This window comes from Streptomyces sp. NPDC001153 (genome assembly GCF_053598315.1).
The window spans coordinates 82370-96037 of sequence record NZ_JBSFJZ010000014.1 but is presented as its reverse complement, the minus strand read 5'-3'; the positions used below and the strand labels follow the sequence as shown (position 1 = coordinate 96037).

Annotated in this window: 9 protein-coding genes; 6 read left to right on the top strand and 3 right to left on the bottom strand. The window is 69.5% G+C overall.

Features of this window, described 5'->3' with window-relative positions:
• Positions 1 to 119 precede the first annotated feature (119 nt).
• Positions 120 to 3119, top strand: coding sequence for a bifunctional [glutamine synthetase] adenylyltransferase/[glutamine synthetase]-adenylyl-L-tyrosine phosphorylase (locus ACWDEN_RS17985; protein ID WP_450859625.1), 3000 nt, complete (start codon positions 120 to 122; stop codon positions 3117 to 3119).
• A gap of 13 nt (positions 3120 to 3132) precedes the next feature.
• On the opposite strand, the gene ACWDEN_RS17980 is transcribed toward ACWDEN_RS17985, so the two are convergent.
• Both ACWDEN_RS17980 and ACWDEN_RS17975 read right to left on the bottom strand, forming a co-directional pair.
• Positions 3133 to 4008: a phosphatase PAP2 family protein gene (locus tag ACWDEN_RS17980; protein WP_351616587.1), complete on the bottom strand. Its 876-nt coding sequence runs from the start codon at positions 4006 to 4008 to the stop codon at positions 3133 to 3135.
• 68 nt (positions 4009 to 4076) lie between these two features.
• Positions 4077 to 5111 (bottom strand): LacI family DNA-binding transcriptional regulator, encoded by a 1035-nt coding sequence (locus ACWDEN_RS17975; RefSeq protein ID WP_351616584.1) that lies wholly within the window; start codon positions 5109 to 5111, stop codon positions 4077 to 4079.
• Positions 5112 to 5493: 382 nt separating this feature from the next.
• Between ACWDEN_RS17975 and ACWDEN_RS17970 the strand changes: the two genes are divergently transcribed.
• The 5 genes from ACWDEN_RS17970 to ACWDEN_RS17950 all read left to right on the top strand — a co-directional run bounded on the left by ACWDEN_RS17970 (position 5494) and on the right by ACWDEN_RS17950 (position 12233).
• On the top strand, positions 5494 to 6771 hold the full coding sequence (locus ACWDEN_RS17970; RefSeq protein WP_450859624.1) for an extracellular solute-binding protein: 1278 nt from the start codon (positions 5494 to 5496) through the stop codon (positions 6769 to 6771).
• A 101-nt stretch (positions 6772 to 6872) separates the two neighbouring features.
• Positions 6873 to 7877, top strand: coding sequence for a carbohydrate ABC transporter permease (locus ACWDEN_RS17965; RefSeq protein ID WP_450859623.1), 1005 nt, complete (start codon positions 6873 to 6875; stop codon positions 7875 to 7877).
• A 19-nt stretch (positions 7878 to 7896) separates the two neighbouring features.
• Positions 7897 to 8802, top strand: a complete 906-nt coding sequence (locus ACWDEN_RS17960) for a sugar ABC transporter permease (RefSeq protein ID WP_351616575.1) — start codon at positions 7897 to 7899, stop codon at positions 8800 to 8802.
• A gap of 168 nt (positions 8803 to 8970) precedes the next feature.
• Positions 8971 to 10677 carry a glycoside hydrolase family 13 protein gene (locus tag ACWDEN_RS17955; protein WP_351616572.1) on the top strand — a complete coding sequence of 569 codons (1707 nt, stop codon included), beginning with the start codon at positions 8971 to 8973 and terminating at the stop codon, positions 10675 to 10677.
• A gap of 179 nt (positions 10678 to 10856) precedes the next feature.
• Positions 10857 to 12233, top strand: coding sequence for an alpha-amylase (locus ACWDEN_RS17950; RefSeq protein ID WP_450859622.1), 1377 nt, complete (start codon positions 10857 to 10859; stop codon positions 12231 to 12233).
• Here the strand turns inward: ACWDEN_RS17950 and ACWDEN_RS17945 are convergent.
• Positions 12230 to 13561: an RNA-guided endonuclease InsQ/TnpB family protein gene (locus ACWDEN_RS17945; protein ID WP_450859621.1), complete on the bottom strand. Its 1332-nt coding sequence runs from the start codon at positions 13559 to 13561 to the stop codon at positions 12230 to 12232. The two genes, ACWDEN_RS17950 and ACWDEN_RS17945, sit on opposite strands and share 4 nt — an antisense overlap.
• Between the last annotated feature and the right edge of the window lie 107 nt (positions 13562 to 13668).

The window sequence follows — 13668 nt, the reverse complement described above, 5'->3', positions numbered from 1 at the left end:
CGCCCCCCGCCCCGCAGGCCCCCGCGCCCCAAGCCGCCCCGCCCCCCTCCGGTTAGGCTCTGGCCAGGACGATGCCGATCCGAGACGCACGCAGCCGCACCCAAGGGGAGGCCACGGAGATGACGCCGGGGCGCAGAAGCAGTACGTTCACCCGCCTGCTCCGACACGGCTTCACCGACCCCTCCGCCGCGGAGCGCCTCCTCGACGGACCAGAGCTCGCCCCCGTCCGCGACGACCCCGTCCTCCTGGAAGCCCTGGGCGCCACCGCCGACCCCGATCTCGCCCTGCACGGCCTGGTCCGCCTCCTGGAGGCGCAGGACGGCCAGACGGCCCACCGTGAACTGCTGGACACCCTCATCGCGGCCAAGCCGCTGCGGGACCGCCTCCTCGGCGTCCTCGGCGCCTCCGCCGCCCTCACCGACCACCTGGCCCGCCACCCGAGCGACTGGCACGCCCTGGTCACGTACGAGCCCAGGGACCTGCACCCCGGCGTCGAGGAGTTCGAGCGCGGCCTGGCCGAGGCCACCGACCCCGTCTCGCTGCGCGTCGCCTACCGCCGGTGTCTGCTCTCCATCGCCGCCCGCGACGTCTGCGGCACCACGGACCTCGCCGAGACGGCCGCCGAACTCGCCGACCTCGCCACCGCCACCCTCCGCGCCGCCCTGGCCATCGCGCGGGCGAACGCCCCCGGGGACGCCGCCGCCTGCCGCCTCGCGGTGATCGCGATGGGCAAGTGCGGCGGCCACGAACTGAACTACGTCTCCGACGTGGACGTGATCTTCGTGGCGGAGGCGGCCGAAGGCACCACCGAGGCCAAGGCCCTCACCGCCGCCACCCGCCTCGCCTCCCACCTCATGCGGATCTGCTCGGAGACCACCGTGGAGGGCTCCATCTGGCCGGTGGACGCCAACCTCCGCCCCGAGGGCCGCAACGGCCCCCTGGTCCGCACCCTCTCCTCCCACCTCGCCTACTACCAACGCTGGGCGAAGACCTGGGAGTTCCAGGCCCTGCTCAAGGCCCGCCCGGTCGCGGGCGACGCGGAGCTCGGCCGGGCGTACGTCGACGCGCTCGAACCCCTGGTCTGGAAGGCGGCCGAGCGCGAGAACTTCGTGACGGACGTCCAGAAGATGCGCCGCCGCGTCGTGGAGAACATCCCCGCCTCCGAGATCGAACGCGAGCTCAAACTCGGCCCCGGCGGCCTGCGCGACGTCGAATTCGCCGTCCAGCTGCTGCAGTTGGTGCACGGCCGCACCGACCAGAGCCTGCGCAGCGGCACCACCCTGGACGCCCTGCAGGCCCTGGCCGCCGGAGGCTACGTCGGCCGTGAGGACGCCGCCCGCCTGGACGAGGCGTACCGCTTCCTGCGCTCGATGGAGCATCGCATCCAGCTCCACCGCCTGCGCCGCACCCACCTCGTCCCGGTCGCCGAGGAGGACCAGCGGCGTCTCGGCCGCTCCCTCGGCCTGCGCACCGACCCGGTGGCCGAGCTGATCCGGGAGTGGAAGCGGCACACCGGCGTCGTACGCAGGCTCCACGAGAAGCTCTTCTACCGCCCGCTGCTCGACGCGGTCGCCCAACTCGCCCCGGGCGAGGTCCGCCTGAGCCCCGAGGCGGCCCGCGAGCGCCTCGTCGCCCTCGGCTACGCCGACCCCGCCGCCGCCCTGCGCCACCTCGAGGCACTCGCCTCCGGCGTCACCCGCAAGGCGGCGATCCAGCGCACCCTGCTCCCCGTCCTCCTCGGCTGGTTCGCCGACTCGGCGGACCCGGACGCGGGGCTGCTGAACTTCCGCAAGGTCTCCGACGCGCTCGGCAAGACCCCCTGGTACCTGCGCCTCCTGCGCGACGAGGGCGCCGCGGCCGAGAACCTGGCCCGCGTCCTGTCGGCGGGCCGCCTCGCCCCCGACCTCCTCATGCGCGCCCCCGAGGCGGTGGCCCTGCTGGGCGACGGCGACGGCGGCGGCCTCGACCCCCGCGGGCGCGCCCACCTGGAGCAGGAGATCCTGGCCGCGGTGGGCCGCGCGGAGAACGCCGAGCAGGGCGTCACCGCGGCCCGTGGCGTGCGCCGCCGCGAGCTGTTCCGCACGGCCGCCGCCGACATCGTCGGCTCCTACGGCACCGAGACCAGCCCCGCCGAGGCCGACCAGGGCGCCCTGGTGGACCGGGTCGGCGCGGCGGTCTCCGACCTCACCGCCGCCACCCTCGCCGGCACCCTGCGCGCGGTGGTCCGGGACGGCTGGGGCGACACGCTGCCCACCCGGTTCGCGATCATAGGAATGGGCCGTTTCGGCGGCCACGAGCTGGGCTACGGCTCCGACGCGGACGTCGTCTTCGTGCACGAGCCGCAGGACGGCGTGGACGAGCACGAGGCCGCCGCCGCCGCGAACAAGGTCGTCGCCGAGATGCGCCGCCTGCTCCAGCTGCCCAGCGCCGACCCGCCGCTGCTCATCGACGCCGACCTGCGCCCGGAGGGCAAGTCGGGCCCGCTGGTGCGCACCCTGAAGTCGTACGAGGCGTACTACCGCCGCTGGTCCCTGGTCTGGGAGTCCCAGGCGCTGCTGCGGGCCGAGCCGGTCGCCGGGGACGAGGACCTGAGCCGCCGCTTCACCGAGCTGATCGACCCCCTCCGCTACCCGGCCCACGGCCTCGGCGAGGACGCCGTACGCGAGATCCGCCGGCTGAAGGCCCGCATGGAGTCCGAGCGCCTCCCGCGCGGCGCCGACCCGAAGCTGCACACCAAGCTCGGCCCGGGCGGGCTGTCCGATGTCGAGTGGACCGTGCAGCTCCTCCAGCTCCGGCACGGCTGGGACCAGCCCGGTCTGCGCACCACCCGCACCCGGGACGCGCTGGCCGCCGCCCGCGAGGCCGGGCTGCTGACCGCCGAGGAGACGGAGATCCTGGACGAGGCCTGGGTGCTGGCGACGCGGGTGCGCAACGCGGTGATGCTGGTGCGCGGCCGGGCCGGGGACACCTTCCCCACCGAGCCGCGCGAGCTGGCCGCCGTGGGCCGCTACCTGGGCTACGGCGCCGGGCACGCCGGCGACATGCTGGACGCCTACCGCCGTACCACCCGCCGGGCACGCACGGTGGTCGAGGAGCTGTTCTACGGCAACGGAGGGTGACGCCCGGCCGCTGCTACGGCACCTGGGTGGCCCGGGCCACGGCGGGCTCCGGCTCCCGCCTGCGGGCCGGGACCACCCGGGGCAGGGCGTACGGCAGCGTGCCGTACCACATGCGCGCCACCGTGAACCCGAAGGCGAGGCAGAGCACTCCGCCCACCGCGTCCAGCCAGAAATGGTTGGCCGTGGCGACGATGACCAGCAGGGTGGCCGCCGGGTAGAGCAGGCCCAGCACCCGCACCCACGGCACGGACGCCAGCGCGAAGATCGTCAGCCCGCACCACAGCGACCAGCCGATGTGCATCGACGGCATCGCCGCGTACTGGTTCGACATGTGCTTCAGATCGCCGGAGGCCATCGAGCCCCACGTGTGGTGCACCATCACGGTGTCCACGAAGTGCCCGCCGCGCATCAACCGGGGCGGCGCGAGCGGAAACAGATAGTAACCGAGCAGGGCCACACCCGTCGTCGCGAACAGTGCCAGCCGCGCCGCCGCGTAACGCCCCGGATGCCACCGGTACAGCCACACCAGCACCCCGATCGTGACGATGAAGTGCAGCGTGGCGTAGTAGTAGTTCATCCCGATGATCAGCCAAGTCACCGAGTTCAGCGCGTGGTTGACGGACTGTTCGAGGGCGATGCCCAGATGGTGCTCGGCGCTCCAGATCCAGTCGGCGTTGCGCAGCGCCTTGCCCCGCTGCTCCGGGACGGCGTTGCGGATCAGTGAGTACGTCCAGTAACTCACCGCGATCAGAAGGGTCTCGAACCAGAGCCGGGGCCGGCGCGGGCGCCGCAACCGGCCCAGCGGAGTCCGCCTGTCCTCGCCCGTGACGGCCTGCGGAACGGCCACCTCCTCGCGACCTTCCGACTGCGTCACGGTCGAGTCACTCATAGGCATCAAGTCTGCCAGAAAAGGCGTCTTCGACCGATCATCCCAAGGTCGGGTCCGGGACGCACCTTCTACGACGTACGGAGGACATTCGGTGCCGAAGCGGTCGAACCGCGCACCACCAGCTCCGGCATGAACACGAACTCGCTGTGCGGCGCGGGCGTCCCGCCGATCTCCTCCAGCAACGTGCGCACCGCCGCCTGCCCCATCGCCGGCACCGGCTTGCGGACCGTGGTCAGCGGCGGGTCGGTGAAGGCGATCAGCGGGGAGTCGTCGAAGCCGACCACCGACACGTCCCGGGGCACTTCCAGGCCCCGCTGACGGGCCGCGCGTATGGCGCCGAGCGCCATCATGTCGCTGGCGCAGACCACGGCCGTGCAGTTCCGCTCGATCAGCGCCGTCGCGGCCGCCTGACCGCCCTCCAGGGTGTACAGGGAGTGCTGGATCAGCTCCGTCTCGACCACCTCGGCGGCGAGCCCCAACTGGTCCTGCACGGCCCGCACGAAGCCCTCGATCTTGCGCTGCACCGGCACGAACCGCTTCGGCCCGAGCGCCAGCCCGATCCGGGTGTGGCCCAGCGACACCAGGTGGGTCACCGCGAGCGTCATCGCGGCCCGGTCGTCGGGGGAGATGAACGGCGCCTGCACCTTCGGCGAGAACCCGTCCACCAGCACGAACGGCACGCCCTGCGCCCGCAGCCGCTCGTAGCGCTGCATGTCGGCGGTGGTGTCGGCGTGCAGTCCGGAGACGTAGATGATGCCCGCGACCCCGCGGTCCACCAGCATCTCGGTCAGCTCGTCCTCGGTCGAGCCGCCGGGGGTCTGCGTGGCGAGCACCGGCGTGTAGCCCTGCCGGGTCAGCGCCTGGCCGATGACCTGGGCCAGAGCCGGGAATATCGGGTTCTCCAGCTCCGGAGTGATCAGCCCGACCAGCCCCTCGCTGCGCTGCCGCAGCCGGACCGGGCGCTCGTAGCCCAGGACGTCCAGCGCGGCGAGCACGGACTGGCGGGTGGTGGCGGCGACGCCCGGCTTCCCGTTGAGGACCCGGCTGACAGTCGCTTCGCTCACCCCCGCCTGCGCAGCGATGTCGGCAAGCCGTGTGGTCACGGCACCGGACTGTACCGGTCGTATGTCGCCTTGCCCACCGGCCGGACGCCGGGCACGGGCAGCCGAACGGCCCGCCGTGGGTTGCTGCCTCATCGCGCTCCCTCGAATTCATGGTGGCAAGAGCTTGCAGAGTCTTGCACAAGTGCCGCCGCCACCGCCCCACCGGCTCCAATACACGGTTGCATCGGGGTCGAGCGCCGGTCACGAGCGGGTAACCATCGTGTTCCCTTGCACTTTTTTTCTGCAAGGTCTTTCGCGGGGCTTACAACGCTGTTACGTTCCTGGTCGCCCGGCCGCCGCAACGGCGCTGTCGGCAAGACCGCAGGGACGGCGGACGGGACCGCCCCTGCCTCACTCGGGCTTGAAACCTCAAGGAGAACTCATGCGGCGTGGCATAGCGGCCTCCGCGCTGGTGGCGTCCCTCGCCCTCGCGGCGACGGCCTGCGGCGGCGGGAGCAGCAACAGCGGCGACAAGGCCGGCGGCCCGGTGACCATCACCTGGTGGGACACCTCCAACGCCACGAACGAGGCGCCGACGTACCAGGCCCTGATCAAGCAGTTCGAGGCCGCCAACAAGAACATCAAGGTCAAGTACGTCAACGTCCCCTTCGACCAGGCGCAGAACAAGTTCGACACCGCGGCCGGCTCCAAGGGCGCCCCGGACGTGCTGCGCTCCGAGGTCGGCTGGACCCCGGCCTTCGCCAAGAAGGGCTACTTCCTGCCGCTGGACGGCACCGAGGCCCTCGCCGACCAGGCCAAGTTCCAGCCCAACCTGATCAAGCAGGCCCAGTACCAGGGCAAGACCTACGGCGTCCCGCTGGTCACCGACACCCTGGCCCTCGTCTACAACAAGGCCCTGTTCAAGAAGGCCGGCATCACCGATGCCCCCAAGACCTGGGACGAGCTGAAGGCCGACGCCGCCAAGATCGACACCAAGGACAAGGTGTACGGCTACTGGGGCTCCACCCAGGCCTACTACGCCCAGACCTTCCTCTACGGCGAGGGCACCGACACCGTCGACGCCTCCGCGAAGAAGATCACCGTCGACTCCGCCGCCGCCAAGAAGGCCTACGGCACCTGGCTGAGCACCTTCTCCGGGCAGGGCCTGCACAAGGCCGACACCACCGCCGACGCCTACGCCCACATCCAGGACGCGTTCGTCAACGGCAAGGTCGCCGCGATCATCCAGGGCCCCTGGGAGATCACGAACTTCTACAAGGGCAGCGCCTTCACGGACAAGTCCAACCTCGGCATCGCCACCGTCCCGGCCGGCTCCACCGGCAAGGCGGGCGCCCCGACCGGCGGCCACAACCTCGCGGTCTACGCCGGCTCGGACAAGGCCCACCAGGACGCGGCGCTGAAGTTCGTGAAGTTCATGACCTCGGCGAGCTCCCAGGAGACCATCGCCCTGAAGAACTCCACCCTGCCCACCCGTGAGGACGCCTACACCGCGAAGGTCAAGGCCGACCCCGGCATCGCCGGCTTCCAGTCCGTCCTCCCCGCCGCCCAGCCCCGCCCGGCACTGCCCGAGTACAGCTCCCTGTGGGGTCCGCTCGACACCGAGCTGCCGAAGGTCGCCGACGGCAAGGAGCCGCTGGACAAGGGCCTGAGCAACGCCGAGGTCGCCATCGCCAAGCTGGTGCCCGACTTCAGCAAGTGACGCCCGTGTGGCCGTCGGATCCTCTCGTCAGGAGGGGAAGGATCCGGCGGCCACCGCCCTGTGCCCGGCCCAACTCCTGATCGTTTTGAAGGTGTCGAACCATGACAGTCGCCATCGACCGCGCGACCGGCAGGCGCCGCGGTGACCGCGCGCCTCGGCCCGGGCTGGGGCAGCGCATCAGACACGGCTACCAGAGGTACTGGTACGCCTACGCGATGATCGCCCCCGTGGTCGTCGTGCTCGCCGTGATCGTGGGCTACCCGCTGATCCGCGGTGTCTACCTGACGCTGACCGACGCCAACAGCCTGAACTCGGCGCGCACGATCGGCGTCAACCACATTCCGGCCACCTACAAGTTCATCGGGTTCGGCAACTACAAGGACATCCTGTTCGGCCCGCTGTCGTACGACCGGTTCTGGTCGCACTTCCTGTGGACCGTCGTCTGGACGGCCGCCTGTGTGGCCCTGCACTACACCATCGGCCTGGGCCTCGCGCTCATGCTCAACGAGAAGCTGCGCGGCCGCACCTTCTACCGCGTGCTGCTGGTCCTGCCCTGGGCCGTGCCGACCTTCGTCACCGTCTTCTCCTGGCGGATCATGCTCTCCGACTCCGGAGTGATCAACCAGATCCTGCACGCGCTCCACATGCCCCAGCCGCAGTGGCTGGAGGACACCTTCTGGCAGCGCTTCGCCGCGATCATGGTCAACACCTGGTGCGGTGTGCCGTTCATGATGCTCTCGCTGCTCGGCGGGCTGCAGTCCATCGACTCCTCTCTCTACGAGGCCGCCGAGATGGACGGCGCCGGCGCCTGGCAGCGCTTCAGGCACGTCACCCTGCCGGGGCTGAGGTCCGTCAGCTCCACCGTCGTGCTCCTCGGCATCATCTGGACCTTCAACCAGTTCGCCATCATCTTCCTGCTGTTCGGCCCGACCAGCGCCCCGGACGCCCAGATCCTCGTCACCTGGGCCTACTTCCTGGGCTTCGGACAGCAGCCGCGCGACTTCGCCCAGTCCGCCGCGTACGGCGTACTGCTGCTGTCGATCATCACCGTCTTCACCTCCTTCTACTTCCGCTGGCTGAAGCGCAATGACCAGCTCGCCGTCTGACGCCGCAGGAGCCGCCGCCATGAGCACCACGACCCTGGAAAAGACCGAGGCCGGGCCCACCCCCGCCGCGCAGCCCCCGCGCCGCGCCCGCCGGCGTGGCGAGCGCGGCCCGCTCGGCGCCGCCCTCCTGCACGGCGGCCTCGCCGTCGCGAGCCTGATCGCACTCGCCCCGGTGGCCTGGCTGATCTTCCTGTCGCTCGGCCCCGAGAAGGACGACTATCTGCACCCGGGCAAGATCCTGGGCAGGCTCAGCTTCTCCAACTACAGCTTCGTGCTGCAGCACACCGGCTTCTTCGACTGGTTCAAGTCGACGATGATCGTGGCCGGCGGCACCACCGTGATCGGCGTCTTCGTCGCCGCCACCACCGGCTACGCGGTCTCCCGGATGCGTTTCCCCGGCTACAAGCAGCTGATGTGGGTCCTGCTGCTCACCCAGGCCTTCCCGATCGCCATCCTGATCGTGCCGATGTACGAGATCTTCAGCCAGCTCGATCTCATCGACACCTACTGGGCGCTGATCGTCATCAACTGCACCACCGCCGTGCCGTACAGCGCCTGGCTGCTCAAGGGGTACTTCGACACCATCCCCTTCGAGATAGACGAGGCCGGACGCGTCGACGGACTGAGCCCCTTCGGCACCTTCTTCCGGCTGATCCTGCCGCTGGCCCGCCCGGGCCTGGCCGTCGCCGCCTTCTACAACTTCATCACCGCCGTCGGCGAGGTCGCCTTCGCGACCACGTTCATGCTGGACGACTCCAAGTACACCTTCGCCGTCGGCCTGCAGACCTTCGTCAGCGAGCACGACGCGCAGTGGAACTACATGGCCGCCACCGCGGTGCTGATCGCGATACCCGTGTCGGTGTTCTTCTACCTCGTGCAGAAGAACCTCGTCACCGGCCTCACCGCCGGCGGCACCAAGGGCTGACGCCCGCATCGCAAGAAGAGGCTCCCGCGCGAACTCCGCGCGGGTAGGCGGCCGTGGTGCCCATCCGACCCCGCTGTCACCGCGGCCGCCTCGCACCCCCCGGCCCGCCTCCGCCGCCGTACCACCCACGCGCCCATGACCCGAACTCCCTTAGCAATCAAGGACGCCATGAGCCAGCAGCAGCCCGCCGCACCGGCCCACCACTCCGCCGCCGTAGCCGACCGCCGCCGCGACTGGTGGCGGGACGCGGTCATCTACCAGGTCTATCCGCGCAGCTTCGCCGACAGCAACGGCGACGGCATGGGCGACCTGGAAGGCGTACGCTCCCGCCTGCCGTACCTGCGCGACCTCGGCGTCGACGCCGTGTGGCTGAGCCCCTTCTACGCCTCCCCGCAGGCCGACGCGGGCTACGACGTCGCCGACTACCGCGCCGTCGACCCGATGTTCGGCAACCTGCTCGACGCCGACGCGCTGATCCGCGACGCCCACGAGCTGGGACTGAGGATCATCGTCGACCTCGTGCCCAACCACTCCTCCGACCAGCACGAGTGGTTCAAGCGCGCCCTCGCCGAGGGCCCCGGCTCCCCCCTGCGCGAGCGCTACCACTTCCGCCCCGGCAAGGGGAAGAACGGCGAACTCCCGCCCAACGACTGGGAGTCGATCTTCGGCGGCCCGGCCTGGACCCGCGTCACGGAACCCGATGGTTCGGCTGGGGGCACCTCCCGGTCGAAGACTGGGGGAGAGTGGTACCTGCACCTCTTCGCGCCCGAGCAGCCCGACTTCAACTGGGAACACCCGGCCGTCGGCGACGAGTTCCGCTCCATCCTGCGCTTCTGGCTGGACATGGGCGTGGACGGCTTCCGCATCGACGTGGCCCACGGCCTGGTCAAGGCCGAGGGCCTGCCCGACCTCGGCTCCCACGACCAGCTCAAGCTGCTGGGCAACGATGTCATGCCGTTCTTCGACCAGGACGGCGTCCACGCGATCTACCGCCAGTGGCGCACGATCCTCGACGAGTACGCGGGCGAGCGCATCTTCGTCGCCGAGGCATGGACCCCGACCGTCGAGCGCACCGCGCACTACGTCCGCCCGGACGAGCTGCACCAGGCCTTCAACTTCCAGTACCTGAGCACCGAGTGGGACGCGAAGGAACTCCGCACCGTCATCGACCGCACCCTGGAGGCCATGCGCCCGGTCGGCGCCCCCGCCACCTGGGTGCTGTCCAACCACGACGTCACCCGGCACGCCACCCGCTTCGCCAACCCGCCCGGCCTCGGCACCCAGATCCGCACGGCGGGCGACCGCGAACTGGGCCTGCGCCGCGCCCGCGCCGCGACCCTCCTCATGCTGGCGCTGCCCGGCTCGGCGTACATCTACCAGGGCGAGGAACTGGGCCTCCCGGACGTCGTCGACCTGCCCGACGAGGTGCGCCAGGACCCGGCGTACTTCCGTGGCGCCGGCCAGGACGGCTTCCGCGACGGTTGCCGCGTCCCGATCCCGTGGACCCGCGAGGGCTCCTCGTACGGCTTCGGCAGCGGCGGCAGCTGGCTCCCGCAGCCGGCGAGCTGGGGCGAGCTGAGCGTGGAGGCCCAGACGGGTGTCCCCGGCTCGACGCTGGAGCTGTACCGCGCCGCACTGAGCCTGCGCCGTTCGCAGCCGGACCTCGGCGCGGGCGAGGCGGTGGAGTGGCTGCGGGCGCCCGAGGGCGTTCTGGCCTTCCGGCGCGGGGAGTTCGTCTGCGTCGCGAACACCACGGGGGAGTCGGTGGCGACCCCGGCGTACGGCCGTGTGCTGCTCGCCAGCGGTGAGGTGACCGAGGCCGACGACGAGACCAAGGTGCCGGCCGACACGACGGTGTGGTTCACGACCTCCTGACACGCCGCCTGACAGGCCGTCCGGCGGTCCGTCGACAAGTTCTTGCATCAACTTCACAACGGCCCGCTGCCTTTCAGGCAGCGGGCCTTTAACATCTGCGTCACCGCAAGTTTGCTGAAACATTGCAGCAAGCACCTTCAGCGGTCTTTCCCCAGCCTTCAAGGACGAAGGACCCCCACATGGCACGCAGAACCCTCCCCACGGTGGCCGCCCTCACGGCCGCCGCTCTGGTTGGCATGAACCCGACCACCGCCGACGCCTCCCCGCCCGGCACCAAGGACGTCACCGCCGTCCTCTTCGAGTGGAACTACGCCTCGGTGGCCCGCGAGTGCACCACCACCCTCGGCCCCGCCGGCTACGGCTATGTCCAGGTCTCCCCGCCCGCCGAGCACATACAGGGCCCGCAGTGGTGGACCTCGTACCAGCCGGTGTCGTACAGGATCGCGGGCCGGCTCGGTGACCGGACCGCCTTCAAGAGCATGATCGACACCTGTCACGCGGCCGGCCTGAAGGTCGTCGTCGACACCGTCGTCAACCACATGTCGGCGGGCAGCGGCACCGGCACCGGCGGCTCGACGTACAGCAAGTACGACTACCCCGGCCTGTACTCGTACCCCGACTTCGACGACTGCACCGCCCAGGTCACCAACTACCAGGACCGCTGGAACGTCCAGCACTGCGAACTCGTCGGCCTGGCCGACCTCGACACCGGCGAGGAGTACGTCCGCAGGACCATCGCCGGCTACATGAACGACCTGCTCTCCCTGGGCGCCGACGGCTTCCGCATCGACGCGGCCAAGCACATCCCGGCGGAGGACCTGGCGAACATCAAGAGCCGCCTGACCAACCCGTCCGTGTACTGGAAGCAGGAGGTCATCTACGGCGCGAACGAGGCCGTCCAGCCCTCCGAGTACACCGGCAACGGAGACGTCCAGGAGTTCCGCTACGCCTACGACCTCAAGCGCGTCTTCAAGAACGAGAAACTGGCCTACCTCACCAACTTCGGCGAGGGCTGGGGCTACCTCGGCAGCTCGGTGGCCGGCGTCTTCGTCGACAACCACGACACCGAGCGCAACGGCTCGACGCTGAACTACAAGGACGGCGCCGACTACACCCTGGCGAACGTCTTCATGCTCGCCTGGCCGTACGGCGCCCCCGACATCAACTCCGGCTACGAGTGGTCCGACGTGGACGCGGGACCGCCCAACGGTGGCCAGGTGAACGCCTGCTGGCAGGACGGCTGGAAGTGCCAGCACGCCTGGCCGGAGATCATCCGCATGGTCGCCTTCCGCAACGCGACCCGCGGTCAGGCCGTCTCCGACTGGTGGGACGACGGCAACAACGCGATCGCGTTCGGCCGGGGAAGCAAGGGCTATGTGGCGATCAACCACGAGTCGTCCGCCCTGACTCGTACGTACCAGACCTCGCTTGCGGCCGGCACTTACTGCGATGTCCAGAGCAGTACGCAGGTGGCGGTGAACTCCAGTGGCCAGTTCACCGCCACCCTGGGTGCCAATACTGCGCTGGCAATCTACTCAGGAAAGTCGAGCTGTTAGTTAGGCTGGGTTGGGTTGTTCTGGACGTTGCATTGACGATTCTCGCTGCCGTTCACTGGCCGCGATTCCCGGTGCCGCCTCCAGGACTGCCCGGGACTCGGCACCGATGGGCGCCTGCGCGTGCTGTTGATAACCGAGCCACCCGTCCGGCGGGCTCGGGCGTGAATCTCGACGGCGGCGTTGTGGTCGGCGTCGTCCTCGTGCCCACAGTGCACGCAGACGAACAGCCGGCCACATCCCGGCCGTGACTCCGGATCGACCTTTCCGCAGTCGGGATTCCCGCAGGTGTTGGAGCTGTTAAAGGCAGGAACCACTCGAAGTTCCGAGCCGGATAGCTTACACTTGTACTCAAGCTGTCGACGCCGCTCTCCCGGACAGTTGTCCAGGATCGATCGATTCAGTGCCGCCTTGGCCTTGACGCTCACGCCGGGACGCTCAGCGTTTCCTTTGGCGCTCTTGGTCATGTTCTTCACGCGCAAGTCTTCGACGCCGACGTAGCCGTGGTTCTTGGCGAGATCGGTCGTGAGCTTGTGCGTGAAGTCTCTTCTTCGGCTGGCTTGGCGGGACTTGACCTTGGCGATTTGCTCGATGGTCCGGCGCAGTCGCTTGCTGTACCGGCCTCCTTGGTGCTTCTTCGCGTAGGTGAGCTGCCGGGCTTTCTTCTGTTCCAGATGCTTGAGCCGGGTCTTCTCCGCTTTGGTGAGTGTCTGCGGCATTCGCCTGGGCCGGTCTTCCGTGGACACAAAGGCAGAGGCTGCAACGCCGAAGTCCACGCCACACCCCGGCTTGTCGAGCCGAGGCATCGGCTTGATCCCCGTCGCCACGCCGAAAGAGATGTGCCAGCCAGTGCCGTCCTTGCTGATCGTCGCGTTGCGAAGAGTCCCACCCAGCGCTCGGGAGAGACGGAATCGTACCCAGCCGATCTTGGGTAGTCGTACCTCCGCCCAGTGGCGGCTGAGTTTGCGCACTTTGAGGTTTTGTCCCGGGAGGGACACCTTCAGTCGATGGCCACGCTTCTTGAACTGGGGATAGCTGGCCGGATGAGAGGGGTTGAAGAAGTTGTCGTACGCCCTGTCCAGGTGATGTAGCACCTGCTGACCAGCGGCTGCGGGAAGCTCCGCGAGCCAGTCGATTTCGGCTCTCGCTGCCGTGAGATGCAGGCATTGCTCCACGGCACGCAGTGTCACGCCTCGCTGCTTGTAGACGTGCTGGCGTTGCTCCAACGCCAAGTTCCACAAGGCTCGTGCCGTGTGACCCCACTTGGTCAGGACCTCCTCCTGCCCAGGGGTGGGGTACAGGCGGTACTTGCGTCCCGTGTCGGCTTTCATACGACCGGATCAACGACGCTCATGGCGATCGGTCACGGTTTCGGGTCTCGGAAAAGAGAACGGGCTGTCGCCAAGGACGACTCGGTGACAGCCCGTTCGTCGTGGGC

Excerpts from the sequence above, each read along its gene's own strand:
- ACWDEN_RS17970 (WP_450859624.1), top strand. The coding sequence starts at position 5,494 with ATGCGGCGTGGCATAGCGGCCTCCGCGCTGGTGGCGTCCCTCGCCCTC.
- ACWDEN_RS17980 (WP_351616587.1), bottom strand. The coding sequence starts at position 4,008 with ATGAGTGACTCGACCGTGACGCAGTCGGAAGGTCGCGAGGAGGTGGCC.
- ACWDEN_RS17955 (WP_351616572.1), top strand. The coding sequence starts at position 8,971 with ATGAGCCAGCAGCAGCCCGCCGCACCGGCCCACCACTCCGCCGCCGTA.
- ACWDEN_RS17960 (WP_351616575.1), top strand. The coding sequence starts at position 7,897 with ATGAGCACCACGACCCTGGAAAAGACCGAGGCCGGGCCCACCCCCGCC.
- ACWDEN_RS17965 (WP_450859623.1), top strand. The coding sequence starts at position 6,873 with ATGACAGTCGCCATCGACCGCGCGACCGGCAGGCGCCGCGGTGACCGC.
- ACWDEN_RS17945 (WP_450859621.1), bottom strand. The coding sequence starts at position 13,561 with ATGAAAGCCGACACGGGACGCAAGTACCGCCTGTACCCCACCCCTGGG.
- ACWDEN_RS17950 (WP_450859622.1), top strand. The coding sequence starts at position 10,857 with ATGGCACGCAGAACCCTCCCCACGGTGGCCGCCCTCACGGCCGCCGCT.
- ACWDEN_RS17985 (WP_450859625.1), top strand. The coding sequence starts at position 120 with ATGACGCCGGGGCGCAGAAGCAGTACGTTCACCCGCCTGCTCCGACAC.